The organism is Paenibacillus dendritiformis (assembly GCF_021654795.1).
Classification (GTDB): Bacteria; Bacillota; Bacilli; order Paenibacillales; family Paenibacillaceae; genus Paenibacillus_B.
Map to the genome: position 1 here is coordinate 5,113,781 of NZ_AP025344.1, position 21,237 is coordinate 5,135,017.

The 21,237-nt window shown below is 47.7% G+C and carries 37 protein-coding genes and 1 tRNA gene; 5 read left to right on the forward strand and 33 right to left on the reverse strand.

Annotated elements, in window-relative coordinates; genetic code table 11:
• Positions 1-142: 142 nt before the first annotated feature.
• The 25 genes from L6439_RS22615 to L6439_RS22730 all read right to left on the reverse strand — a co-directional run bounded on the left by L6439_RS22615 (position 143) and on the right by L6439_RS22730 (position 13,535).
• Positions 143-583: an ArpU family phage packaging/lysis transcriptional regulator gene (locus L6439_RS22615; protein ID WP_213471707.1), complete on the reverse strand. Its 441-nt coding sequence runs from the start codon at positions 581-583 to the stop codon at positions 143-145.
• A 220-nt stretch (positions 584-803) separates the two neighbouring features.
• Positions 804-1,106, reverse strand: a complete 303-nt coding sequence (locus L6439_RS22620) for a hypothetical protein (protein ID WP_213471706.1) — start codon at positions 1,104-1,106, stop codon at positions 804-806.
• 191 nt (positions 1,107-1,297) lie between these two features.
• Positions 1,298-1,489, reverse strand: a complete 192-nt coding sequence (locus L6439_RS22625) for a DUF7167 family protein (RefSeq protein ID WP_213471705.1) — start codon at positions 1,487-1,489, stop codon at positions 1,298-1,300.
• 124 nt (positions 1,490-1,613) lie between these two features.
• Positions 1,614-2,021, reverse strand: a complete 408-nt coding sequence (locus L6439_RS22630; RefSeq protein ID WP_213471704.1) for a YopX family protein — start codon at positions 2,019-2,021, stop codon at positions 1,614-1,616.
• On the reverse strand, positions 2,014-2,400 hold the full coding sequence (locus L6439_RS22635) for a hypothetical protein (RefSeq protein WP_213471703.1): 387 nt from the start codon (positions 2,398-2,400) through the stop codon (positions 2,014-2,016). Before L6439_RS22635 ends, L6439_RS22630 begins: the two co-directional genes overlap by 8 nt.
• Positions 2,397-2,624: a hypothetical protein gene (locus L6439_RS29550; protein ID WP_306434380.1), complete on the reverse strand. Its 228-nt coding sequence runs from the start codon at positions 2,622-2,624 to the stop codon at positions 2,397-2,399. Before L6439_RS29550 ends, L6439_RS22635 begins: the two co-directional genes overlap by 4 nt.
• Positions 2,625-2,638: 14 nt before the next feature.
• The gene (locus tag L6439_RS29555; protein WP_306434379.1) at positions 2,639-2,890 is read right to left on the reverse strand and encodes an ASCH domain-containing protein; all 252 of its coding nucleotides are present in this window, start codon (positions 2,888-2,890) and stop codon (positions 2,639-2,641) included.
• Between the two features lie 14 nt (positions 2,891-2,904).
• Positions 2,905-3,285, reverse strand: coding sequence for a hypothetical protein (locus L6439_RS22645; protein WP_213471702.1), 381 nt, complete (start codon positions 3,283-3,285; stop codon positions 2,905-2,907).
• Between the two features lie 5 nt (positions 3,286-3,290).
• Positions 3,291-3,950 (reverse strand): hypothetical protein, encoded by a 660-nt coding sequence (locus L6439_RS22650; protein WP_213471701.1) that lies wholly within the window; start codon positions 3,948-3,950, stop codon positions 3,291-3,293.
• Positions 3,951-3,980: 30 nt separating this feature from the next.
• Positions 3,981-4,346, reverse strand: a complete 366-nt coding sequence (locus L6439_RS22655) for a hypothetical protein (RefSeq protein WP_213471700.1) — start codon at positions 4,344-4,346, stop codon at positions 3,981-3,983.
• A 19-nt stretch (positions 4,347-4,365) separates the two neighbouring features.
• A complete protein-coding gene (locus L6439_RS22660) occupies positions 4,366-4,839 on the reverse strand; it encodes a hypothetical protein (protein WP_213471699.1) in 474 nt (157 codons plus the stop codon).
• A 45-nt stretch (positions 4,840-4,884) separates the two neighbouring features.
• Positions 4,885-5,136 carry a hypothetical protein gene (locus L6439_RS22665; RefSeq protein WP_213471698.1) on the reverse strand — a complete coding sequence of 84 codons (252 nt, stop codon included), beginning with the start codon at positions 5,134-5,136 and terminating at the stop codon, positions 4,885-4,887.
• Positions 5,137-5,343: 207 nt separating this feature from the next.
• On the reverse strand, positions 5,344-5,937 hold the full coding sequence (locus tag L6439_RS22670) for a nucleoside triphosphate pyrophosphohydrolase family protein (RefSeq protein WP_213471697.1): 594 nt from the start codon (positions 5,935-5,937) through the stop codon (positions 5,344-5,346).
• Positions 5,934-6,485 carry an MT-A70 family methyltransferase gene (locus tag L6439_RS22675; RefSeq protein ID WP_213471696.1) on the reverse strand — a complete coding sequence of 184 codons (552 nt, stop codon included), beginning with the start codon at positions 6,483-6,485 and terminating at the stop codon, positions 5,934-5,936. Before L6439_RS22675 ends, L6439_RS22670 begins: the two co-directional genes overlap by 4 nt.
• 35 nt (positions 6,486-6,520) lie before the next feature.
• Entirely contained in the window at positions 6,521-6,919 is a 399-nt protein-coding gene (locus tag L6439_RS22680; protein ID WP_213471695.1) for a hypothetical protein, read from the reverse strand.
• On the reverse strand, positions 6,912-7,337 hold the full coding sequence (locus tag L6439_RS22685) for a RusA family crossover junction endodeoxyribonuclease (RefSeq protein ID WP_213471694.1): 426 nt from the start codon (positions 7,335-7,337) through the stop codon (positions 6,912-6,914). The genes L6439_RS22680 and L6439_RS22685 overlap by 8 nt, the downstream gene beginning before the upstream one ends.
• Positions 7,334-7,534, reverse strand: a complete 201-nt coding sequence (locus tag L6439_RS22690) for a hypothetical protein (RefSeq protein ID WP_213471693.1) — start codon at positions 7,532-7,534, stop codon at positions 7,334-7,336. The genes L6439_RS22685 and L6439_RS22690 overlap by 4 nt, the downstream gene beginning before the upstream one ends.
• Positions 7,535-7,651: 117 nt before the next feature.
• Complete coding sequence (locus tag L6439_RS22695) at positions 7,652-7,846, reverse strand: hypothetical protein (protein ID WP_213471692.1); 195 nt, start codon at positions 7,844-7,846, stop codon at positions 7,652-7,654.
• Complete coding sequence (locus L6439_RS22700) at positions 7,843-8,856, reverse strand: replication protein (protein WP_213471691.1); 1,014 nt, start codon at positions 8,854-8,856, stop codon at positions 7,843-7,845. Before L6439_RS22700 ends, L6439_RS22695 begins: the two co-directional genes overlap by 4 nt.
• A 412-nt stretch (positions 8,857-9,268) precedes the next feature.
• Entirely contained in the window at positions 9,269-10,096 is an 828-nt protein-coding gene (locus L6439_RS22705; protein ID WP_237096610.1) for a PD-(D/E)XK nuclease-like domain-containing protein, read from the reverse strand.
• Positions 10,062-10,826 carry a RecT family recombinase gene (locus tag L6439_RS22710; protein WP_213471690.1) on the reverse strand — a complete coding sequence of 255 codons (765 nt, stop codon included), beginning with the start codon at positions 10,824-10,826 and terminating at the stop codon, positions 10,062-10,064. Before L6439_RS22710 ends, L6439_RS22705 begins: the two co-directional genes overlap by 35 nt.
• A gap of 3 nt (positions 10,827-10,829) precedes the next feature.
• Complete coding sequence (locus tag L6439_RS22715; RefSeq protein ID WP_213471689.1) at positions 10,830-12,458, reverse strand: AAA family ATPase; 1,629 nt, start codon at positions 12,456-12,458, stop codon at positions 10,830-10,832.
• Between the two features lie 408 nt (positions 12,459-12,866).
• The gene (locus tag L6439_RS22720) at positions 12,867-13,031 is read right to left on the reverse strand and encodes a hypothetical protein (RefSeq protein WP_213471688.1); all 165 of its coding nucleotides are present in this window, start codon (positions 13,029-13,031) and stop codon (positions 12,867-12,869) included.
• Positions 13,028-13,189, reverse strand: coding sequence for a hypothetical protein (locus L6439_RS22725; RefSeq protein WP_213471687.1), 162 nt, complete (start codon positions 13,187-13,189; stop codon positions 13,028-13,030). The genes L6439_RS22720 and L6439_RS22725 overlap by 4 nt, the downstream gene beginning before the upstream one ends.
• Positions 13,190-13,205: 16 nt before the next feature.
• Positions 13,206-13,535 carry a hypothetical protein gene (locus tag L6439_RS22730; protein ID WP_213471686.1) on the reverse strand — a complete coding sequence of 110 codons (330 nt, stop codon included), beginning with the start codon at positions 13,533-13,535 and terminating at the stop codon, positions 13,206-13,208.
• A gap of 87 nt (positions 13,536-13,622) precedes the next feature.
• On the opposite strand from L6439_RS22730, the gene L6439_RS22735 reads away from it, so the two are divergent.
• Entirely contained in the window at positions 13,623-14,180 is a 558-nt protein-coding gene (locus L6439_RS22735) for a hypothetical protein (protein ID WP_213471685.1), read from the forward strand.
• A 192-nt stretch (positions 14,181-14,372) separates the two neighbouring features.
• On the opposite strand, the gene L6439_RS22740 is transcribed toward L6439_RS22735, so the two are convergent.
• Positions 14,373-15,038, reverse strand: coding sequence for a Rha family transcriptional regulator (locus L6439_RS22740; protein WP_213471684.1), 666 nt, complete (start codon positions 15,036-15,038; stop codon positions 14,373-14,375).
• 82 nt (positions 15,039-15,120) lie between these two features.
• Between L6439_RS22740 and L6439_RS22745 the strand changes: the two genes are divergently transcribed.
• Positions 15,121-15,351: a KTSC domain-containing protein gene (locus tag L6439_RS22745; protein ID WP_213471683.1), complete on the forward strand. Its 231-nt coding sequence runs from the start codon at positions 15,121-15,123 to the stop codon at positions 15,349-15,351.
• Here the strand turns inward: L6439_RS22745 and L6439_RS22750 are convergent.
• Genes L6439_RS22750 through L6439_RS22765 form a run of 4 tightly spaced genes read right to left on the reverse strand, consistent with a single transcriptional unit; the run spans position 15,305 to position 16,908 of the window.
• Positions 15,305-15,664 carry a hypothetical protein gene (locus L6439_RS22750; protein ID WP_213471682.1) on the reverse strand — a complete coding sequence of 120 codons (360 nt, stop codon included), beginning with the start codon at positions 15,662-15,664 and terminating at the stop codon, positions 15,305-15,307. The genes L6439_RS22745 and L6439_RS22750 overlap by 47 nt on opposite strands.
• Positions 15,661-16,473 (reverse strand): phage antirepressor KilAC domain-containing protein, encoded by an 813-nt coding sequence (locus L6439_RS22755; protein ID WP_237096611.1) that lies wholly within the window; start codon positions 16,471-16,473, stop codon positions 15,661-15,663. Before L6439_RS22755 ends, L6439_RS22750 begins: the two co-directional genes overlap by 4 nt.
• Positions 16,470-16,664, reverse strand: coding sequence for a helix-turn-helix domain-containing protein (locus tag L6439_RS22760; protein ID WP_213471681.1), 195 nt, complete (start codon positions 16,662-16,664; stop codon positions 16,470-16,472). Before L6439_RS22760 ends, L6439_RS22755 begins: the two co-directional genes overlap by 4 nt.
• Before the next feature lie 28 nt (positions 16,665-16,692).
• Positions 16,693-16,908, reverse strand: a complete 216-nt coding sequence (locus L6439_RS22765) for a helix-turn-helix domain-containing protein (protein WP_213471680.1) — start codon at positions 16,906-16,908, stop codon at positions 16,693-16,695.
• A gap of 229 nt (positions 16,909-17,137) precedes the next feature.
• Here L6439_RS22765 and L6439_RS22770 point away from each other — a divergent pair, with 229 nt between their 5' ends.
• Both L6439_RS22770 and L6439_RS22775 read left to right on the forward strand, forming a co-directional pair.
• Positions 17,138-17,431: a helix-turn-helix domain-containing protein gene (locus tag L6439_RS22770; RefSeq protein ID WP_213471679.1), complete on the forward strand. Its 294-nt coding sequence runs from the start codon at positions 17,138-17,140 to the stop codon at positions 17,429-17,431.
• 84 nt (positions 17,432-17,515) lie between these two features.
• Entirely contained in the window at positions 17,516-18,724 is a 1,209-nt protein-coding gene (locus L6439_RS22775) for a tyrosine-type recombinase/integrase (RefSeq protein ID WP_213471678.1), read from the forward strand.
• Between the two features lie 50 nt (positions 18,725-18,774).
• Here L6439_RS22775 and L6439_RS22780 read toward each other — a convergent pair whose 3' ends face one another.
• Positions 18,775-19,587 carry a helix-turn-helix transcriptional regulator gene (locus tag L6439_RS22780; RefSeq protein WP_237096612.1) on the reverse strand — a complete coding sequence of 271 codons (813 nt, stop codon included), beginning with the start codon at positions 19,585-19,587 and terminating at the stop codon, positions 18,775-18,777.
• A 240-nt stretch (positions 19,588-19,827) separates the two neighbouring features.
• On the opposite strand from L6439_RS22780, the gene L6439_RS22785 reads away from it, so the two are divergent.
• Positions 19,828-20,010 (forward strand): hypothetical protein, encoded by a 183-nt coding sequence (locus tag L6439_RS22785; protein ID WP_213471677.1) that lies wholly within the window; start codon positions 19,828-19,830, stop codon positions 20,008-20,010.
• Positions 20,011-20,695: 685 nt separating this feature from the next.
• On the opposite strand, the gene L6439_RS22790 is transcribed toward L6439_RS22785, so the two are convergent.
• Positions 20,696-21,007: a PepSY domain-containing protein gene (locus L6439_RS22790; protein ID WP_172879040.1), complete on the reverse strand. Its 312-nt coding sequence runs from the start codon at positions 21,005-21,007 to the stop codon at positions 20,696-20,698.
• Positions 21,008-21,139: 132 nt separating this feature from the next.
• Positions 21,140-21,225: transfer RNA gene (locus tag L6439_RS22795), tRNA-Leu, on the reverse strand.
• Positions 21,226-21,237: the final 12 nt, after the last annotated feature.

Consider the following 21,237-nt stretch of genomic DNA (forward strand, 5'->3'; position numbering starts at 1 on the left):
TTGCAGACCATTCATCCATCCATTCCGGCTCAGTTAGCCGCGCCCCTGCGTTCCTATGCGTCTATACTACTATCATACAGCCTTTTTCTCCTAATGAACTGCAAGATATCTGCAAAATATCTGCAAAAAGTCTGCAATGATTTTATGCGCTCGTGTCTCCCTCGTACACCTCCAGCCGTAAAGCAAAGGCTAATCGGTATATCGCTTTCGCCTTAGCGTAGTAATAACTACGTTCTGGCATGTCCAGTGTCATATAGACGTTGATATCTAATACGTCCTCGTCTCCGAGGTACCGTTCTTCGATTATTCGCCGCTGCGTCTTTGCCAGCCTGCCGACGGCCCGCATGACCTGCTCGTATTCTCGCTGCAGTTGCTCTTCGCGGTCCACATTATGCATGGCGATGTCTGCAGTCTGATCACTGGTGACATTTGTATTGCTGCGCGGCATGTCGCTGTATGTGGCTGTAAGTTTGGCCTCCCGGCGGATAAACCCGAAGCGTTTATAAAGTCTGGCTGATTCCAAACGTTCCTCTACGCGGCGCCACGTCTCTTTCTCGTCCAGTTTGAACATCGACATTTGCATTGTCACCCCTCCAATATCTCGAATAAATCTATCTGCCCGCCTGCCGGTATATAGTCCGATGCATCTATGACATAGCCGCGGTTTAGCCATGCTAGATCTACCTGCGTAGGATCTCCATGTATCGGCTGGCCAGCCTTTCGCCGCTCGCCGCTTTTATACCGGCCGTCCCAGGTTTGCTCCGCTAACGATGTCCATACCCAATGAGTTTTGGCTGTTACCTTCATGGTGCGCCCGTCCCGTACACTTGATCTAGTGTCCGTCTCGCTTGGTCCTTCCAGCGTATATGACCTTCAACGAGAAACGAAATGTCATCAGCGTCCAGCAGTTTTTGGATAAATTCGTTCAATTGCTTTTCCCGGGACTCCGCAGATCCGCACTTCTTCGCCAACTCGTAGAAATTTGCTTTCAGGCTGTGGTATTCACATAGCGTCCGGGCGTATTCTGCTTTCAACTCGTCATAACATTCGCTCTTTTTTTGAAATTCACTTTGCCAATCTCTTGCTGCCGGCTGCTGCTCAGGCATCCTGGACCACCTCCAGCAAATCAAGTCGATAATAGGACGGGCCAGGCTTACACCAAAGCTTTTCCCGATCATAATTCGGCCATCTAACCTTTGCACGTTTACCGCTCGCAGCTATTTCTACTATGTTTCCGACCCCGTAATCTTTGAGCCGTATGTGCCGGACTTTTACGCCCGGCTTGTATCGCTCACAGTTAATTACCATCCTCTACTTCCTCCCATCCTCCATATATGTTGTTCCATTGCCAGTCCTGCCATACTTCATTCAGGTAGTCCGCGCGTTCGTCTTCCGTCATTCCTTCAAGTTCAGCATCGTCTATCTCTACGATTTCCTCGCGCTGGCTTCCGACGTAACCAGTCGATACGTAAAATTTAAACTTCGGCATCCTTACTATCTCCTTCCGATCCGTGATAGTGTTTATGTTCATGCTTATTGATTGTCACGAAGTTAAAACCGTGTGTCATGAATGCCAGAGCCACTCCCACTAATGCCAATCCGAACCAATCCATTTATTCACTATCTCCTTTTAGCAGGTGTGGGTGTTCGTATATGTTGCCAATAACTTCGCATTCTTCACCGCACTGCTCCCAAAAATCGTCATTGCTCATAGATTCTCGATTCGTCACGTAAAATTGGGCCAAAAGATTATCCCATTCAATTTTCCCTGTACAGACGCATTCATCCCAATCACCAGTTTCTCCGTAACTGTAAGCATCCAGGAATCTTACAATATCCCCCTCATATATCTCCTTGCCGTTTCGATCGGTTAATCCAGTGTATTGCATGACTTCAATAGCCGATGGCGGCATTGGAAATCCCTTACCTCGAAGTAGCCAATGTTTTTGCGTAAACCCAGTTACTTGATATATTTTTTTATCTGCCTTGTGCCATGCGCGGAACTTGATTGGTCTACTCATCCCCTGTACCTCCCTGCCCAACACTAAAGCCATTCCGCAGGCTCCAGCACTTCGCTTCCGTGTAGTTGAATGCGAGATGCGAGAGGTCTATTTCTTCCAAGTCGTCGTCACAAGCTTCCCTAATTTGTTCCGATGTAAATCCTGCCTCCAGCAATTTTGAACGGGTATCATCAGTATTCTTGGTAAGCACATATTCGAGCTCACCGAAGGCGGTGGAATAGTCAATGATATCAAGAGAGTTTAAAACGATGATCTTCATGGCCTCTCGCTCGCAGGCCATATGATAAACAGTGCTTGTCCCATCCTGAGCCACCCGAGCAATTTGCGTGTGGTCCATAGGTACGATTTTGCCGCATATTCCGCATTTGTTTTCTGTCATGACTCTTTACCTCCCTGCCCCTGGGGTTGCCAATTCCATAGCCCTTGTTGTCCCTTGGCTGGGATCGGCACTGGAAGCTGCTTGACGTCAGTCAGTTCCCAGGCATAGCGGCCATCGGTATAATCGCCAAAGTAATACTCGTCGTCTCTCCAGCCGCCCCAGATTTTGAATTTTCCGTTGTTAGCTTTAAGACCAATCGTTCCGTATTCAGATCGGTTATCCACTTTGTAACACTCTTCTAAATTGCATAGCGCCAACACCGCCCCGTCGGCATATCGTCGATAAACATAATTCCATGTTTTTGCAAGGTGGTGTAAATTTGTTTGCTCATGTATGCATCCCGATCAATTTTCTTACCCGCATGGATGGCGATAGGGCCCCTATGTGTTGTAGCCCAGCTTCTTGTTTCAAACCGTTTTGCTCCAATAGCAATCAGCGTCGCCCACGGTTGAATGATTGTGATTGCCTTCATGACTCTGTTTTTATTCATTTGCTTCACTCCCTTTACCATGAGGATGATGTTTCGCGTTCGCCCCGAAGCATTTCTAATATGTCATCATCAAAAACCCAGCCCCTTAAAACCCCTTCTTTTTGCTCCTTTAATACTCGATCGTATAACTTATGGATTAGTATCTTTGTAATCGGCAACGAAGAGTATGTCTTCTCTGCATTAGCAAGATGCAATTCTGTTGTTTCATAATCAACGGTCATCTTAATTCGGTCTATTGTTACTTCTTTGTCGAATACAGGAAAAACAAATGCGGCGTCGAGAATGAAGTCTACATTGCAATGTGTGTAATACTCCCCGCTTGGATCTGAACAACAACTTAGATGGTTCTTGATTACTTCTTTAATTTGAATCTTTTTCACGTCTTCCTTATTCATTTGGATCACGCTCCCTTAGTGCAAACGCACTGGTGCTTGTGAGTCTTGACCTGCGTCAGATAAGCGTCAAACATTGTTTCTATCCGTCTTTTTGCGATGTCGACGGCCTTTTTATATCTCTCGTGTCGGGCGACGACTAACCCGGCCATAACATCACTCACGACATAATTGGCATACGCGCCTGGAACGTAACGGACAAAAAAGTGGAACCCGCGGTGCTGGAAGACACGTTCCCCAACCACTACTTGCCGCCGCCCGCCGTTAATGGCGACATAGAACTGCTCCGGCCGTCTCAGTTTGCGGATAGGCTGCTTAGTGACTTTACGGCGTTTCTGCTTCTTCGGGCCGTAGACTCGCCGTCGGCGTTCCCGCTCCCTGAGAGTGTCGTCGAAAGCGTCCATATTGATTCCCGTCATGTCCCCAAAATCGCTCCGAACATCATTAAAGAATCGTCTCATTTCTGTAGAAAGGTTCAGGTCGCTTCGTTTCCCAAGCTGCTCATACCACCACGGCCGGAACTCGGTAATATACTTCCGGTTGTAGAAAAGCGTAGACTCAATTCGAACCTTGTCGATATAAAAATTTGGAATCGGTGCGCCCGTCTGCAGGCCATTCGCTACCCGTTTGAAATACTTTTTTCGCAGCCGTTTTTTTGCCTGTTTCATCCCGCTTCCTCCTTAGAGGGCCCGAAGGCCCTACATCTTCGTTTCTGGAAACAATTCCGGCTCCAAGGCTCTCAAAATTCGATATGCATCATTAGGAGTAGCTTCGCCATTAATCACTCTGTGGCGCAGTTCGTCATCTATCGGCCCCCAGAGGATGAATCGCCCCTTTTCATAGCTGTCTGCAATATGGTTGTTGATAGCAAGCGCGAGTAGGTCAATACATTCGCCTCCATCGCCTGATTCATCCATCTGTTCATCCGTGACACCTGCCGCCCGGAGCATACTCCGTACTCGATCGGTATCACGGACCAAGATATATGCGTCTTCTCCGCCGTTCCACTCGAAAGCTTCACTGTTCAATATATTGAGAATTGCTGCGCCATCTCTTCTATCCATCGTTCTACACTCTCCCCGTTCATTTTTTTCGTTCTTGCGTATATATCAATTTTCCATCTTGGTACAGCTCGGTCATGTGATATCCAATCAACCCCGTTGGAATCGGCAATGGACCATGTTGGCACGCATCACAGCAAGTAAATTTCACGTCTACAAAGCTCTGTTTCCATTCAGCGGTTGGCAGCTTCGCTCTAACGCAGAACCAATAAACACTGTGATAATGAACATGCTTTACATTAGTCACGATGCGTCCGCAATAGTCGCACATAAGAGGGAGAAATCCGTCGAACAAATCGCCTTGCCCATCTATCGGGTGATCCTGCCGATACCAACGCATTCGTTCGTGGTCAACGACTTCATAAACGTTCCCATACATTCCGCGAACAAATTCCCAACGCTCGCCAGATGCAACCTTTTCCGCTGATCGTCTCTTCGCTCGTTGGTCCACGCGAACATTAAGTTTTATAGCCGGATTCATGCATACATAAGGCATGCCTATCTCCCCTTAGGGCGCTGTAGCGCCCATAGATTTATAGATTTAATTCCGACCGTGGCCACTAGGATTTAATTCGCCTTCCAAGAATCTTATTTTCTTTTCCAGTATCTCGATGTAAGAGGCTTGCTGTCCGTTTATCTTTTCGAGCAAGGTTTCTTTATGCTGCCTTCTCGGTCGGATGACCATGCCGCCGCATTCATGATGATCAACAATGTACTCATCATTAGCCCCTAGTTGTTGGAATGTTCCTGATTGGTTTCCGCACGTACAAAATCTGAAGACCTGGTTGTTCACTCTATTCCCTCCCTCATAGCCCGTGAGGTAGCTGCTTAATTATCTCTTCCGGCGTCTCCATCACACAAAACGCATCATCCATTACGCCGGAAATGTATACTAACGAACCCCTGAGCCCATACTCGTTTATGCATGCAATGTGTTCGGGTGCGAAATAGATTGCTCTGCCATCTTGTAAGGTTAATTTGATCATGTCCGATTCCCCCCTTATAGGACCTTGCCGCCGTGGCGCTGCGGCCGCGTTGCGTTGTATGCCATCTTTTCGTAGATGGCCCGTTCAAGGTCGATGCCATACTCTTGGGCGATTAGCTCCGCACCAACTACGGCCGCGCCCAATTGCAATACCGCCTCTGTAATATCATCAGTAAAATCATGCGCCTCAAGGCTTTTTGAAAGCATATAATGAATGTTAGAAAGCTTCCCTGCGAACGGAACCCCATTCCATTTTTCATTCGTTTCCAAACCACTCAGGTGATGAATTTCCCCTTCCAGTTGCTTTCCCCATCCGCACTTTCCAGCGATATCAAAGATCCGTATGCATACGTCCGCCAGCTCCGACGGGATACCGCATGGCTTCCAAGTGTCGTTCACAAACTCGTCAGAACGTTTGATTTCGTCGCCACATTTCTTCTCATACCACGTTGCATATGGAGAGCATCCGGCCCGGTAATCTTCCAGCGCCTCCGACACCTCGCTATGCACCAGTGCGATCAGTTCTCCATACGTCCTTGGTTCTTCCCACCATCCCTTGGAAATAGCGTTGCTATGCGCTTCCTGTACTAATTCCTTGATATTTTTCATGTCCGTTCCTCCCATATATCAATGTCTGATTCTATTTCATTTCCCCATGCGTCCCAGCCTGGGAAGCGCTGCCGCGCGAAAAGTTCAATTCGCGGCACGTCTCCCAGAAGTTGAACTAATCTATCCCGAGCTTCATCTGGTTTTTGGCTGTGCTCTCTTTTAAGTGCTGAAATGTACTGACGAACACTTTTGTTTATCACTTCTGGCCTTCCACGCCGAGCAAACAGGCAGTCTTCTGTATTTCCTCTCGTCCAGTGCCCCATCCCGAAGTGAGATTTACCTTTTACGGTTTCTTTGTGCCACGTAAATCCCTTCATCGTAATGAGTTTAAATCCCCAGGCCTCCACAACATGCAGGGCCTCGCGCGGCATCGGTGGCACCCACCACATCGCAAGCAGGCAATCATCAGCAGCCAACTCACCTACCGGTAGCGCAGCTATTTCCTCAAGTGACATGACCGGGTATTTACATGCAGCCCCGCGATTTCCGGCTCGGGCCTTATCACGGTAGGACCATGGCGGATCCGCGTAAATTATGGTGTACTTCACTGTCCAGGCCTCCTTATTCAAGTATTTCAATTTGTTTAGTCAGAATTTTGAATAGGTTCAACCCTGAAAGTCCGTCCTAGTATCCTTATGGTCGTTCCGGCTTCAGCCCGGTATAACTCGGCTTCGATTGGCGAAAGGTTATGAATGATTTCTTCAGCACTCTTTACAGGCGGCGCCTCTTCAACCTTGCGAATGATATGAACGTCGTCCCATGTCTCTCGGATTTCGTCCGCCTTTTTGAGAACGTCTACGATCATGGGCCTGTATATTCTCGGATGTGTCTCCATCGCTGTCATCATGTGCTCTACTCCGACCGCATAGCCGGCGCTGATGAGGTAATTGCACCATTCTTCGAATCCGCCCGCTGTCATGCTCTTTACCCTTTGAAACTCTTTGCGGACCTTACGCTCGTATTCGTCACGCCGATCACCCATCAGCAGGCACCGCCTTCGTGACCGTCACCTCAATGCGTGGCCGGCTGCTGAATCGCTTCCGCATGATGACATCAGTCACGCAATTGTCATCGCGCCATATAACGCCTTTTAAGGCGTCTTTCACTCCCTTGAGGTAGTTATCTATATCTGGCTTTGTAACCGGCAACACGAGGCCATTCTCTGCGTCTGCGGCCTTCTTTTTGCCGTACCCCTTGGGCGTAGGTCGGTAAAACGTCACTTCTAGCATTAATGGCTCGTCTAGCAATTCGTCGGGTGCATGCTCGCTCGCTGCCAGCCGTACATAGTCCTTGTAGTCTCTCGACTTTTGGGGATCATATGCTCGTGGGAACTTGCCCGCTGTCGTAAACCGCGGCCGCCCCTGCGCAACTGGTTCCCCGTAAACAGTGAAGCTTATCATGCCTCTTGCCCTCCCTTTGCTGCAACTCTTTTCATCAACTCCCGCATCTTCTCCCGAAAGAATCTATCTTGCTGCTCTTGCGGTACCCTGAACATCTTGGCCTCTTTAAACATCAGTCGAACGATCTGATCCGCACGGATTAAAGCCTCTTCCAAGTGGTAATCCCAACTCTCCCAAATCTCTTCAAGTTCGTTCATGAGCGCCGCCCCCAAGGTGTGAGATGCTGGATAGTCGCAAGCGTGTGTCTTTCGCCCGATTCAATCTTTCTGGCGTAATAACGTAGTTGCTCAACTCTGATGTCGGCATGATACCCCTCACATATTGGTACGAGTGCCCATGTCATCGTTGCTGGCACCCGGCAGTGCTTTACATTGCATCGCTTTTTCATTGCGATCCCCTCCAATCCGCCGGAACAGTTCGGCCCCGACCGCCTCAAATTCTTCTTCCGTCGCAGTCATGTCCAAAATAGCGGCGCATAACTCATGGGTTGTTGCGCTTGTCCAGTTCATGGCGCCCTCCTCTCATCCAGCGCATCAGCAAGCTTTAAGGCTGCTTCCATCTCTTCCCGGGACGGTTCGTTACCTATCTCCCTTTGTACGATAGGTAGGGCCTGCTTTTGGGGGCGATTGTAACCACCCTTTGCGGGAGTAGCCTTATGCCGAGCCCGATCCTCTTCCCATGCCGTAACCGTCAAGATTCCGCTTGTCACGCAGTTGTCCAAGGTGCCCCACATAAAGCGAATATCTTTCCCGCATTCGCGAGTATATACCGCGACCCTATCTAACATTTCCGGTTCCATCCCGGCTTGTAAGTAACCGTCAAGCTTGTCCATTTGGACCGCATTCATCGTTAACCCGAAGTATTTTTGAATGACCTGATATGCCTTCCCAAAATTAATATCCGGATCAGGAAACAAACCACCACTGTTGTATTGATCTTTTATATTGTTTTTAATACTGTCTTTAATACTGTCTTTAGGAGTGCCTCCCGCCTTAGAGCCACAAGGGCTTGCGGCGTTGGAAAGTTCCACTTTTCGTAACTCATCACTTACACTTTTCGTAACTGGGTAGTTACACTTTTCGTAACTTTCCTCTTCAGGTGCCGGCTCTGGAGTTACACTTTTCGTAACTCTCGTTCCGCTTTTTTCGCTTCCAGTTTTTGAATTAATATTTAAAGAAATCAGCCTCTTAAACTCTTCCTCATCCCAACCTTTGACCAAACTTATTCGCCATTCATCGTAATTTTTATTCAAGGCATATGTGTCCTTTTGGTCCCATTCAATGACTTTGCATTGGCTCAGGTAATTAAGTTCTTTCTTCGCATCCTGGATACGTACTCCGCCAAGCTCGAAATGCTTTAGAAGGGGTATGGTGGCCGTCTTCTTCCGGCAGCCGTACGATAAGCGCAGGATGAGTTTCAGTATCTTTTGTTGTCGTTCCGTGAATTTTCTGCTTATGATTTCATCCCATATTTCATTCGCGATCCCGACATACCCGTTTTCCTTTTGAGGACTGGCCACCTACTCCCACCACCCTCTATGTTCCGTCGTAAGGCCAGATTTCTCTTCCTGCGCCGTTTGTATAATATTCAATGAGTTCTGCTCTCTTCTGTCGCTTCCACGCTCTCCCGGCCGCTGTATCATCACATATCTGATGACATGTTCCCGTTGCTGTTCTTGGACCGCATAACTTCGCTACATTCCACGGCACCCGGCCGCTGCCCATCTGCGAAGCATTTTCAAGGTGCGCCATTTCAAACCAATGTTCTGGTATCGTCCGGCTGCAGCGTTCGCAGCCGCCTGTTCTTCGATCCACCTCGCCCCTTACCTTTTGAGTGATCTTGGTATGCGTTCCACGCTTCGGCTTCCCGCGCTTATGTTTCGGCTTCGGCACCGGCGTAAATGGTAGTGTCATGACCTTCCACCTCCGTCCTTAATACAGGCTTAATTCTCTTGCTTGCTTAATGCGGGTTATCTTTTTGGTAGTCTTGCAGAAGTCGCATTTCTCACAACGTGCAGGTTCTACCTTTCCAGACTTCACGAGTTTGACTCGTTCGATGTTATTGGCAACTATATTCAGGCCACGGGCAATATCTTCGAAGTCAAAGAAAATGATTTCATGGTCTGGAACCGGTTCTTTCGTAACAATCACCATGTGAGGTAAAGCCCACTCATTTCTTGCTTTATAACGTTTTTCAACTTCTGCATACACAGACATTTGAATGTCATAGCCGTAGTGCTCTATGAAATTTTCGTAGGCTTGCGCTTCCTTGTTCCACCACTTTCCATCCATTGATTGCATGCCTTTGAGATCGGCAAACACCGGTATATCAGGTTGATAGCTATCCAGCATGACCTTCCATGGTATGCCGAAAAGTGTTGCAGTTAAAATGACTTCCTTTTGTCCAGCAAGAACTTTCATTACTAATGGATCGTTTTCAAGGACTTCAATTGACTTGTTTAGATCTTTATAGTTTGATTTTAGTTGTCCTGCGGTGTTGCCTCGGCTGCTATATAAATGAGGGTTGTTTGCCTTGAACTCAGACAATGTACCTTCGTTCCATGCGTGTAGATAATGTCCTTCGTCAAATGCGACCCTTTTCAATTCCTCCCACTCACCCGCAAGCTTCGCCATGGATTGGGCTTCACAACCTCCGTATGAGGGCAAGAAGCCTTTAAACTGGCTGACAGACATGTACTGGCGGTTAGCTTCAAGTGAGAAGTAATTATCCTTCGTCAGTTTCAGCAGTTCCGTCATCATGGCTCACCTCGCCTTCTTCTGGCTCTAATGGATTGAACGGGCTTCGCTGTTGCGGTCGCGGCGCTCTCGTAAATTCATAGGCACTGCCTGCTTCATACGCAAGCGACTGTTCGGCATCAAAGTCAATCTCTATAGTCTTGCACAGCCGCCGAAGAGCAGTCCGTTTATACATTTCCCCCTGGCTCTTCTCCCAGCTATCGCTTCCAGGGTTCTTGCCGTAATGCTGGCGTATCTGTTCTATTTCCTCGGCAGGCATAGTCTCATAGACCATGCCGCCATCGAGGAATAACGCTACTGCAAATGTTCCAACGATCGGACTATTGTTAAAGGGCACCGGATTAAAGTGGATCAACGGTATACCTTCTCTGATTTCTTCTCGGAAATCGTCCCCTTCTCGCACGTTCTTTGCATATATGTCGAGGATCGGGCGAACGCTGTGCCTTTTCACAAGCGTCATTTCGCCCTTGTAGTCGGTCTGAAATTTCACAACGCCCAGTTCATGGATGACATGACATTCCTTCGCCAAAAAGTCCAATCCAAGAACCGCGCCCTTGAATAAAGCCTGGACAACATCATCAACATTGCACTTTTCAATACCTTTGACGTCCTTGATATAGGCCTTGCAATTCTCGCTGAAGCGAGTCTTTTTAAACCCCGAAGGCAAGGCGTCATGTTTGGCATCAAGTAATTGATCCAGTGCTTCTTGAATCTTTAAAATGTAATCGTTCACTGGTTACCCCTCCATGATTTCGATCTTCAAATCTTCGCCGTCCACCGTTTCAAGAACAAAGTATTGATACTCGTCAGTCTTTGCCGCTTCGATAATTTCACGTTGGCGGCTGCCAAGGTTCTGCCATCCATCTACACAGATAACTTTCAACGGCCCGGCCTGCGCCTTGGCGAGTCTAAAGGCAAACTCCAACGCCTCTCCCTCGGACAACCCGTCAATCAACGTGTCATTGATCCGGATGCGCCCCTGCTCGTCCACTGATAAACCATCTACCGGTAGCGCCGCGGTTTTGAGCAGTTCTTTCGGTAGTTCCCGGGCGGTCTTGATTTTCGCCGTCAGCGCCGCACTACGTTCTTCTTTTGGCGCCAACTTCTCCCGGATAATATCCTGCATACGTTCCCACTCACGAAGGTATTCCTTCATACTGGCAGCCTCATCGGCGGCAGCTTTCAGCGGCTCCGGGTCGATCCACATTGTCGTGTCAATCACATGTTGCGCGTTCCCGGATTTGGTGTTCTCAGTAGTAATGAGGCTCGCTTCATTGTCAGCGATTTTTTCCAAGTCCTTGCGCTCATGCTCGTCTATATTTCCAAGCTCCGCCTTCTTCGCGGCAATTTTCTCCCTGTATTCCGCTATAAATACACGGGATTGTTCCGACGCCAAACGAATCTCCTCTCGTGCAGATTGCTTTTTTGCTTGGTATTGGAGTTTCAACCGTTCAATTGCTTGCTCCATTTCATTGTCCAACTGCGCCGATACCTCCAACACTCGACGATCCGCATCGTCAATGTTGCATTGTTCACGCTGGGCGTTTTCCTCCAGTCGAGAAATGGATGCTTTCAAACTATCGCGCTGCCTATTGTAATCGAGACGCCTTTCCTCTGCCGCATTCTTCGCCCGCCTCTTGATATCATCGATTCGCAGCGATAACTCATCAATCACTTTCTTGGCTTCTTCTAACCGCTTATTGGACTCTTCTGCATCTGACAGCTTCTTGTATAACTCCTGCAGGTTGACACTTCGCCATTCTTCGCCGTCATAATTCGGGGGCAAGTCACGCTTGATCCCCTCGATATTTGCCCGTAATAAATTGATTTCACGGTTTATTGACTCGCGTTCGGCATAGTACCACGTTTCAATTTGCTTGAGGATTTGGAGAATGTGCAACTGATAGTCAGCCTCCGGGACCTCCCCGAACCATTCCTTGATGTCGTCGACCGTCCAATCGATCTGCAGCATATTCAAAATAATTTCGGCCTGCTCTTTAGCCGACTTATTCACAAATTCAATCGGCCGGAAGATGTCTCCGTTAATGAGTTTACGAAGGAAAGCTTCGGTACTGGCGACCGCCTTAGAATCATGCTTCACCTTGAGATAGTCCGCCTTTTCAGAACGGATCTTCCGAGTCGTCTGCAAACCGTCATCCAGCTCAACGAATAATTCCGCCTCATCTGCATCGTGCCTAATGACTTCAGTGCGCCGATTCTTGTTTGTAAAAATCTTCTCTAGCGCTTCTACAAGGCTCGTCTTGCCCACACCAGAATCGCCTGAAACTTTGTTGATCTTGCCCGGGCTGAAAAGCAACTCCTTAATGCCGAGCCAGTTTTTAATTTCAATTTTTTTGATATGCATTTTGCATCCTCCCACTATTGTGATATAATGCCGATAAATTCATTTCTTTAAGATTTAATTAGCTGCGGCTCCTACCCCGCGGCTAATTTACTTTTGAGCAGCTTTTCCCATGCGAAGCATCCTACGATATTCGTCATACTGTGCACTTGAGCCGAAGGCGAATTGTGCCGGCTTCCCTTTCGGGAATACGATCCTTCCCCCTGCAGCTGCAAGGCACCGTTGCGCATGTAAGTCTTCAGAGTAAGCAATTCTTACCGCGAGTCTCATACCATTCACCCCAATCTAGTGGTTTTCTCACCATGATATAGACCGAACACTCGATAGCTTCCTTCATGCAGTCCTCACAGTGTGGCTGCTCATCTTCATAGCAAAGGTATTCTGCCGGAGCTCCACATCCACATTCCGGCCTCATGACGCCATCCCGCCGTCAAAGCCATACTTTCGTTCCACTTCCTCCATCCTAGCCTTGATGCGGCGTCTAGCGTCCTCATTAGATTCATCCAGGTACTGATCGTAGAGCGGCATGTATTCCTCAATCGCACGCTCAATCTGTGCCCGTTGCTGCTGTGTCATGCCAGTTCCCTCCCGTATACTTCTCGTTCTAATTGCGCGATTTCACCAGATAGCCAGTCATATGCTGCATCCATGATGTGGTAGCTGCTACGCAGCCGGCGCAATTCATTCAGCCTGCGCCATGCTTGTACTCGCTTGTCCAACCATTCATGGGTCATGTCATCCTCCCCTTTCTTAGAGTAAATGGTAATCGCGTTCTTCCCGGACCGTGTACGACAGTTCGTTATAATCAACCTTGTTGTCACGCAAGATTTTTCTAAGTCGGAGTTTTAATAGCTTTAGTTTCCGTTCAACACCATGGGCTAAATTACCGGAAACATATAGTTCATCATCCGTAATCCATTCCGTGAAATTTTCTTTCGAAGCACGGATTGATAGTTTTAACTTCTGTACATGTCCAGCATGTTCAACAAACACTGCGTACTTTGTCTTCTGATTGACCAAAAATGCTAATGCCTGCACTTCGCCGATCAATACGGCAATTTCACTGCTTTTCAATTCCATGTTCATTCCCCTTCCTTATTTTGGCTGTAATCTTTCGGCCTTACCTATTAAAATATAGAGGACATAATAAACATAAGGAGTCCGTCCATGTACATTATCTGGGGCATTGTTGTCGTTTTATCCTACAAGTTCATTAGCAACGGAATTAAGTATTTTCAGGTCAAGCGTCATTTGAAGCGATACCAAATGTGGCTCCGTAACATAAATGTTGATTTTTCTATCGTCGAGGATAAAGCAACTATCAAAAAGCTTATTCTTGGAGCCGGTGTCAATGACGCAAAAGTAGATTACGTAGAACCACTTGGTTATTGGCATGTAAGCACTGGATTTGCAAGTACTTTGGAAAACTTTCCATCCAATCTAGAGAGAATGGCTCCTCATATGATCAGAATGTTTGAAGAAGCACTAGGCGTATATAAGACAAGATGCTTCGAGACATTTAACCCCATGTACTGGATAGAATTCGTTATCTACTTGCCTAAGAATTTTTTAGTATACTTAGGGGTAAATAGTGAGAATATTGGCGTAAAGTTAATCCAAATTGTCTGGTGGTTCATTACTGTTTCTCTTGCGGCACTTTTCCCTTTATACAAAGACCAAATAAAACTATTTATTGATAAATTTGTAGAACAGCTATTTAAGTAGAGATTGAATGAGCAAGCAGTTTTGACGAATCTGTTCTATGACTTCGTAATTGCTCCCATCAAATTGGCTGTATAGCTTTTTATTTATCTCATTTAGGATATCTGCCGATTCTAGTAGTCCTATATGAAATACGGCTCCCTCATGTTTAATTGTGGGGGTTTTTTTGTCTCCAAACATTCGACTACCCCTTTCTTAATCGTCTTCGCGTCTCTTTGGATACCATCCACGAATAATATCCATTGCCGTTTCAAAGTCCTTACGTGGTATCTTGTCGTATTTCGATACGCCGAAGTGAGTTTTCAGAGAACTATAGATTCCCTGGAAGTGTGCGTTCCTATATCCGTTTTTCATCAACTGCCCAACTCGGAGATTTACTGCTTCTCTTATCCGGTTGCGCTGTGATTCGGTGATCCACACCTCGTTATCCACTACCTGCTTTAGCGCCGAAACCTCTTGCTCTACTCCCGTAGTTCGTTGTTCAAGTTGAATCATGAATTGGAGTTGCGGGCTAAGTTGGTTAATGTCTAAACCGCCATACAACTGCTTCTCCATCTCGTCAAACTTGCTCACATATGTGGCCGTAAACAGCACTCCTTTTTCCCCGGTCATTTTGTTCGCTACCATGTCACAGCCTTTCCGAGTAATTAAGTAGCATCTCAGGACCCGGCCTGTGGTATCTTTGTACGTGGATTCGATAAAGAAATCACTCACCCCAAAGTTGGGGGCAGCGGATAAAACCTCGATATAGCCATCGATGTCACGCAAGAGATGGTCATGACGCTTACCCGTCATCTCAGATACTTCCCGGCTGTCCACTAGCAACTTTCCGTTTCGGTTAAATACTTGTAATTGGTTCATGTCATTCACCTTTCAATAATTTCCCTTTCTGCTAGAATGAAAGTGTCCAGCTTACCACTCTATATAGAAGGGAGGGATAAATGTGTTAATACCTATCGATAATTCAACAGTCTTTGAAAAGGTCTTTTACGATGAAGACTTACAGGCTCTGGAAATCCACTTCACAAGCGGCGACTTCCGAACGATTACTCATTTGCCACCAGAATTAGCAGAGGAGTTCGCCAAGGCTGAAGATAAGGAAAAATTCTTCTCCAAGGTTTTACTCCCTATTCTTGAGTCCGAAAATCGTTTAGAAGCTCGCTCACATGAGTAAGTTCAAACACCACATCTTCACGAACGCTTAACGCGTAGCCCGGCGGCGGATCATCGTGATAACGAGTTTCGCCGTTCGCGGCTTTTAAGTTGTTCATGTCTGCCCACCAGACCGGAGCCCAGTCTGCCCACTCTGGAATGTTCCTTTTCATAAAGGTCTTAAACGTTTGATACTGCGGCTTCGGATACTTCTGGAGGTACAATTCCAAGAATGCTTGTTTATCGAATTCAACCACGTATTTAAACCCATCAACCGTGAGAACAACTTGTCTCAAACGTTTTCCGAACTTGAATTTTGGCTTATCTTGGTTCATGCTGATTCTCCTTTCTTGACTCGCTCCCGATCCATCACTGCTACGATTCCCCGCCGCTGCAATATTTCATGGATAAACAGTCGTCCCTTTTGCGTCCAACGCGTATTCATCGTTACATCTGGCTCCCCGTTGCTCCGGGTAATGTCGATTGTCTCCGACTTCGTATACCCTTTGTCGTGATGTTGGCGATATAGAAGCCATTGTTTATTCTGTTTGTACTGTACCTTCTCTTCGTGTAGGATTTGATTCAATGCCTGTCCGCTCATTCCGTAGTCCTTGGCGATCTGTGTTATGGTAACTGTGCCTTTTGACTGTAGGATTCGGTCGAGATAGCTAATCTTCGGTTCATACTCCGCTACACGTTGTTCCAGCATCAAGGACTTGATTTCGAGCGCTTGTTTTTCCTTCTGTTCTTCAATCCATCGTTGTGCTCGGGCGATCGGATCTTCGATTGCATAAGATGGTGTTACGCCCACGGCCTTTACTCGGTAATAATCATCTACTAACATTTCATAGGCGTCCCAGGCTTGATCTGTGTTGAGCGACTTCGCATGCATCCAAGCGCCTTTTTCGGTCCAGAGGTAGAGAACACGCGCCATTTTTGAGATTTCCAATTGTGGTTCCGAATTTCGGAAGTGCAAAAGCGATTCCCCTTCAAGCTTGTAAAAATGCTTCCCTTCCTTGAAACGATTTTTGTTTTCGTGAAAATTTTTGCTGATGCGGTCGCTCTCTGCCCCATACGATGCCGCCAGTTGAGTTGTAAGAAGTACCCGTTGATCTTTGTGTTCAATTGCCTGTAACTTGGTCACGCTGATTCTCCTCCCTCCATAAGTTGTTGTTCGTACTCCAGTAGCCACTCGCGACGAATACGATGTTCCCGGCCTTCTCGATAACTGCGTATTTCCCCAGAGTCTATGCGGCGTCGTATAGTCTTGGTGCTGCGTCGTAAGTATTCGGCCACGTCCTTAACAGTTAGGACGGGCGGAAGGTTTTTGGTCATGAAATTTCACCTTCTTTTTCTTGTGTCGTTAAGCAACCTTTCCATAGGCGAGTTCGTCTAATGATACATTTAAGACAACAGCAATTTTCATTAATGTTTCCAGACTTGGTGCATATCGCCCATTCTCGACATCAGAGATGTACGATCTTGACAAGTCTGTCGATATAGACAACTCAACCTGACTCATTTTTTGTTTCTTCCTGGCTTTTTTAATGGTTAAGCCAAGTAGTCTTTTGTCTAGCATTTACGTCACCTCCTGCCTATAATGTACAGTATTCACGTCATCATGTAAAAGCCGAAAATCTATTAAATAACAGCAAATTCAAGAAATAACCCCATTATATCGTCTATTCACGTCATTTTCCTTATTTTTACTTGTATTTACGTCATTTGTAGCATTGTATTTCCGACTTTTTGCGGATATACTGATGGTGAACGTCGGTAATACACGTCATTTAGAGGAGATAATAGCAATGACTTTAGGCAAGAATATTAGGAATTTTCGGAAGAATAAAGGCATGACTCAGTTTGACTTGGCTGAAAAAACAAAATTATCTCGCTCATATATCGCGGATGTTGAGCGAGATAGATATAATCCGAGCGTTGATACTCTACAATTGATCGCATCCGCGCTCGATGTCAAAGTATACGAGTTGCTAGGCGAGGAAGTTCAAGAAACTCGCAAGGAAGAAGACTGGACATCTGAAGAATTAATGGAAATTGAGCGTTTTAAAGAGTTTGTGAGATCAAAACGAAAACAACAATAATTTCAATTAACTTTGCGATTTCCAGCCGCAAGGCTGTTTATCATACACTTTAAAGCGAACAAACATTCTGGCGGAGGGGATGAAATGGCAAAGGAAAGGAAGAAGAAAAAGAATGAGTTACCGCCCGGTGTCCGGGAACGGGACGGTCGTTACACGTATCGTTACAGCGTGCCCGTCATCGTTAACGGGAAAAAGACTCGTAAACAGAAGGAGACAAAGTCCTATTCAACAGCGAAAGCAGCGTACGCTGCAGGGATACTTATCGAGGCGGACAAGCAGCGCGGGAAACTGGTAGACGAGAAAAATATCAGCCTGGAGAAATGGACAGAACGCTGGCTTGAGGATTATATCATTGAGAGGGAACCGAGAAAACACACAGTCCGGAACAAGAAGACCTCTATAAATTCCATCCTGCGGCACCTTGGCGCGGACACAAAGGTGAAGGACATAACAGGCGATGATTACCAGCAATGGCTGAACACTCTCAAAAAGAAAGGGCGGACAGAAGGAACCATCAAGGATTATCACAGCGACGCGAGTATGATTTTCGCTGATGCCGTCCGAAAAAACATTATCGGTATCGATCCTGCAGAAGGTGCAAGAATTCCGGCGTTCAAGCAAACCCTCGAAGAGATCGAAGCCGGGGAGGGTAGTCTTCCAAAATACTTAGAGAAAGACCAATTGAAACATTTCCTGAACTTTGTCCGGTTCCGGGGGTATGCACAAGACTACGCCATGTTTGTTGTTCTGGCATACACGGGCCTGCGGATCGGGGAGTTGCTGGCACTAAAGGTGTCTGACTTCAACGAAGAAGAACGTTACGTTTCTGTAACCAAAACACTCACCGTGACAGGCAGTGTGAAGGATTACGAACTCGGACCGCCCAAGAATACATCATCCATCCGCAAAGTGTCCATTGGCGATACGGTCATAAAGACCATCAGGAGTCAATTAGCGTGGCGTGCTCAGAAAGAAAAGAACGGTGAAGTGCTTCATGACGCAGGCTTTCTGTTCTGGAGCATTAAATATCCCGGCTACCCAGGTAGTGCGATTTCAATAGAATCTCGCTTCTCTCGTCTTCTTGAAGCTGCTGAGCTTCCTTCGTCGCTCACTCCGCACAGTTTGCGCCATACCCATGTAACGCTGCTTGCGGAAGCAGGGGAGCAACTAGCCGTTATTCAGGACCGGCTCGGACATAAGAACGACGACATCACGAGGCGAATCTACTTGCACGTCACGGAGGGACAAAAGAAACTTGTGCCCGATCGGTTCGAGCGTGTCATGAATTCTTAATGTCCATCTTTGTGGGTAGACTGTGGGTAAAACGGCAATGGAACTCAATCCTATCTCGTAGAAACCGCTCTACGGTAGGCACTGGGAGACACCCCTACTTTTTGTTTAAATCTGCGGCTGAAATAAAATTCGTCGCTGTAACCGACCTGCTGGGCAATCTCCCGCACCCGGGCATCCGCCTGCAGCATCATCCGCTTCGCATGGCGGATCCTTACTTCCGTAATATAATCGATCGTGCTTTGTCCGTATGTTTTTTTGAAAAGATCGACGTAGTACTTCGGACTGATATCGGCCATCCGCGCCAGCTTCCCAATCGTCAGATTCTCGTTGAAATGATTGTCGATGTACGCCTTCGTTCGCTCCAGGGCCGCCCGCGGATCGCCGGGCAGCCGGCGAATATTGGCGGCCACTCCGCACATCAGCTCGTGGAAGGCCGCTTGAGCGAGCAGACGTTCCGCCCTTAGCTCGGACCGGCTCTTGCCATACAGTATTTCACAGAGCACGACGGTCGGCGCTTCCCGATGCAACGGCACCTCCCCGCGCAGCGGAAATTCCGCCTCCGGCTCCGCATCGGAGCGGATATCGAAGCGAATCACATACGCTTCGGCCTCCTGCCCTTCTTCCGCCGTCATGCCGATCGTCTGTCCCGGCGCGGCGACATGAACGGCTCCCTCGCCCAGCCGATATTCGGCGTAGTCAATGACCAGGCGGCCTTCGCCATGCTTGGACAGGACGAGGACATACGTGCTCAGCAACTGCGGCTCCATACGTCCGAAGCGCGCAATATCAACGCCGCGCAGCTTGAACCAGAATTGCTCCAAGCAGCGGCAAATATGTTCAGAGTCCATCATTGTGGTTCGCAATGCAAGCACCTCGGCTGTACTTTAATGTGTGATAATGATTATCAGTATCGCTATATTAAAGTAGCATAGCTGCGGGGTCCGGTCAATGTACTTCGAGGACGGAATGCGCCGGAGGAGCGAGAGGGGCATTGGGGCCGGACGATGTCCAGCCGGCAGCTGGTTGGCGAATCCCGCTTCGCCCTGAGTCTTGGGGAGAGATATTGCTTGATTATGCGCTACGCGTAGGGCAGGCCGGCCGGCATGCGCGCGGCGAAAGGCAAAACCGGGAGAAAATGGCGTTGTGAGGGAGAATTGATTCGTGGAGACAAATCCTGCAAAAGTGCACCAATTGGCAACACAACCGCGGCGCACAATGAGAATCCTGCAAAAGTGCAGCAATTTCCCCTTGTTACGGCAACTATTCGTTTTATCGCCCTGAAATGATGTATATTTGCAGGAATTCTACCGAAATACCCTATTTGGGGCGGATAAATAATGTAATTTTGCAGGATTCACTCCTCAGCGCAAGAACAAGAAGCCGGCTCGCATCGCGGCCATTACCCCGTTCAACTTGCACGCTTCCTAAAGCTCCTCAAAGCGAACCTTCATGTGCTGTTCCCATGCAGCTTCATGTGTAGCTTCCGGAACAGCTTCATGTGCTACTTCCCATGCAGCTACATGTGCTACTTCCCGTGCAGCTACATGTGCTCCTTCCCGTGCAGCTACATGTGCTCCTTCCCGCGCAGCTTCATGTGTAGCTTCCGGCACAGCTTCATGTGCTCCTTCCCGCGCAGCTTTATGTGCTACTTTCCGTACAGCTTATGTGCTACTTTCCGTACAGCTTATGTGCTACTTTCCGTACAGCTTATGTGCTACTTCCATGCACCTGTCCATCGTCCGGCGATTTCGCCTTACCTAACACGGTCAACACAAACCATTTCTCCCTCCACCAATTACACGGCCTACATAAAATACGCTCTCCCCCGACCATTTGCCAACACAAATCATGCTCTTCCCCGACCAGTTTGACGGCCGACAGCGACCAGGCTCCCCCGGCTTTCTTTCACACGTTCAACCCAAAAAAGGCCGTCCTCCATACAGAGAACGGCCTTCTTGCTTGCGAAGCGTATTAATCTTCCTGCTCTACCTTAAGCACTTTACCGGTCCGAGCATCCACTTCCACTTCAAACACTTTGTTCTGATCCGTCATAATGATGACTTCATACTTGATCTTCCCGTTGTCGGTGTCGAGATCAACATGAAGAACTCTTCCCTTCACCTGCTGAAGGGCAATCGACTTCGCCTCTTGCTCGCTAATGACTTGCTGGGTCGGCTGGTTCGCCTGGTAGGCGGCATGCGCTTCAGATGCCGCAGGAAATAGGGCGAGGGACGCCATGCCCGCATTCACCAGGGCAAGAACGCCAAGCACTGTTTTTTTCAACCTTTACACGCTCCTATGTACAGTTATCTTTGTGTCTAGGTTCTGTACAAGAGGCTGAAATTATACGTCCGGAATATCGTTCGAAAACAACAAAAAAAGCCTTATCTGCAAGGCTTCTCATTCGCTCTGTTATGGTGCGGTAGAGAGGACTCGAACCTCCACGGGCGTACGCCCACTACCCCCTCAAGATAGCGTGTCTGCCATTCCACCACTACCGCACATTGAATTCC

What these genes read in the sequence shown, in the direction of transcription:
- L6439_RS22615 (WP_213471707.1), bottom strand. Translation starts at nt 583, where the DNA reads ATGCAAATGTCGATGTTCAAACTGGACGAGAAAGAGACGTGGCGCCGC.
- L6439_RS22620 (WP_213471706.1), bottom strand. Translation starts at nt 1,106, where the DNA reads ATGCCTGAGCAGCAGCCGGCAGCAAGAGATTGGCAAAGTGAATTTCAA.
- L6439_RS22625 (WP_213471705.1), bottom strand. Translation starts at nt 1,489, where the DNA reads ATGCCGAAGTTTAAATTTTACGTATCGACTGGTTACGTCGGAAGCCAG.
- L6439_RS22630 (WP_213471704.1), bottom strand. Translation starts at nt 2,021, where the DNA reads ATGAGTAGACCAATCAAGTTCCGCGCATGGCACAAGGCAGATAAAAAA.
- L6439_RS22635 (WP_213471703.1), bottom strand. Translation starts at nt 2,400, where the DNA reads ATGACAGAAAACAAATGCGGAATATGCGGCAAAATCGTACCTATGGAC.
- L6439_RS29555 (WP_306434379.1), bottom strand. Translation starts at nt 2,890, where the DNA reads ATGAATAAAAACAGAGTCATGAAGGCAATCACAATCATTCAACCGTGG.
- L6439_RS22645 (WP_213471702.1), bottom strand. Translation starts at nt 3,285, where the DNA reads ATGAATAAGGAAGACGTGAAAAAGATTCAAATTAAAGAAGTAATCAAG.
- L6439_RS22650 (WP_213471701.1), bottom strand. Translation starts at nt 3,950, where the DNA reads ATGAAACAGGCAAAAAAACGGCTGCGAAAAAAGTATTTCAAACGGGTA.
- L6439_RS22655 (WP_213471700.1), bottom strand. Translation starts at nt 4,346, where the DNA reads ATGGATAGAAGAGATGGCGCAGCAATTCTCAATATATTGAACAGTGAA.
- L6439_RS22660 (WP_213471699.1), bottom strand. Translation starts at nt 4,839, where the DNA reads ATGCCTTATGTATGCATGAATCCGGCTATAAAACTTAATGTTCGCGTG.
- L6439_RS22670 (WP_213471697.1), bottom strand. Translation starts at nt 5,937, where the DNA reads ATGAAAAATATCAAGGAATTAGTACAGGAAGCGCATAGCAACGCTATT.
- L6439_RS22680 (WP_213471695.1), bottom strand. Translation starts at nt 6,919, where the DNA reads ATGGGTGATCGGCGTGACGAATACGAGCGTAAGGTCCGCAAAGAGTTT.
- L6439_RS22685 (WP_213471694.1), bottom strand. Translation starts at nt 7,337, where the DNA reads ATGATAAGCTTCACTGTTTACGGGGAACCAGTTGCGCAGGGGCGGCCG.
- L6439_RS22690 (WP_213471693.1), bottom strand. Translation starts at nt 7,534, where the DNA reads ATGAACGAACTTGAAGAGATTTGGGAGAGTTGGGATTACCACTTGGAA.
- L6439_RS22695 (WP_213471692.1), bottom strand. Translation starts at nt 7,846, where the DNA reads ATGAACTGGACAAGCGCAACAACCCATGAGTTATGCGCCGCTATTTTG.
- L6439_RS22705 (WP_237096610.1), bottom strand. Translation starts at nt 10,096, where the DNA reads ATGATGACGGAACTGCTGAAACTGACGAAGGATAATTACTTCTCACTT.
- L6439_RS22715 (WP_213471689.1), bottom strand. Translation starts at nt 12,458, where the DNA reads ATGCATATCAAAAAAATTGAAATTAAAAACTGGCTCGGCATTAAGGAG.
- L6439_RS22720 (WP_213471688.1), bottom strand. Translation starts at nt 13,031, where the DNA reads ATGACACAGCAGCAACGGGCACAGATTGAGCGTGCGATTGAGGAATAC.
- L6439_RS22725 (WP_213471687.1), bottom strand. Translation starts at nt 13,189, where the DNA reads ATGACCCATGAATGGTTGGACAAGCGAGTACAAGCATGGCGCAGGCTG.
- L6439_RS22730 (WP_213471686.1), bottom strand. Translation starts at nt 13,535, where the DNA reads ATGGAATTGAAAAGCAGTGAAATTGCCGTATTGATCGGCGAAGTGCAG.
- L6439_RS22735 (WP_213471685.1), top strand. Translation starts at nt 13,623, where the DNA reads ATGTACATTATCTGGGGCATTGTTGTCGTTTTATCCTACAAGTTCATT.
- L6439_RS22740 (WP_213471684.1), bottom strand. Translation starts at nt 15,038, where the DNA reads ATGAACCAATTACAAGTATTTAACCGAAACGGAAAGTTGCTAGTGGAC.
- L6439_RS22750 (WP_213471682.1), bottom strand. Translation starts at nt 15,664, where the DNA reads ATGAACCAAGATAAGCCAAAATTCAAGTTCGGAAAACGTTTGAGACAA.
- L6439_RS22760 (WP_213471681.1), bottom strand. Translation starts at nt 16,664, where the DNA reads ATGACCAAAAACCTTCCGCCCGTCCTAACTGTTAAGGACGTGGCCGAA.
- L6439_RS22765 (WP_213471680.1), bottom strand. Translation starts at nt 16,908, where the DNA reads ATGCTAGACAAAAGACTACTTGGCTTAACCATTAAAAAAGCCAGGAAG.
- L6439_RS22770 (WP_213471679.1), top strand. Translation starts at nt 17,138, where the DNA reads ATGACTTTAGGCAAGAATATTAGGAATTTTCGGAAGAATAAAGGCATG.
- L6439_RS22775 (WP_213471678.1), top strand. Translation starts at nt 17,516, where the DNA reads ATGGCAAAGGAAAGGAAGAAGAAAAAGAATGAGTTACCGCCCGGTGTC.
- L6439_RS22785 (WP_213471677.1), top strand. Translation starts at nt 19,828, where the DNA reads ATGCGCGCGGCGAAAGGCAAAACCGGGAGAAAATGGCGTTGTGAGGGA.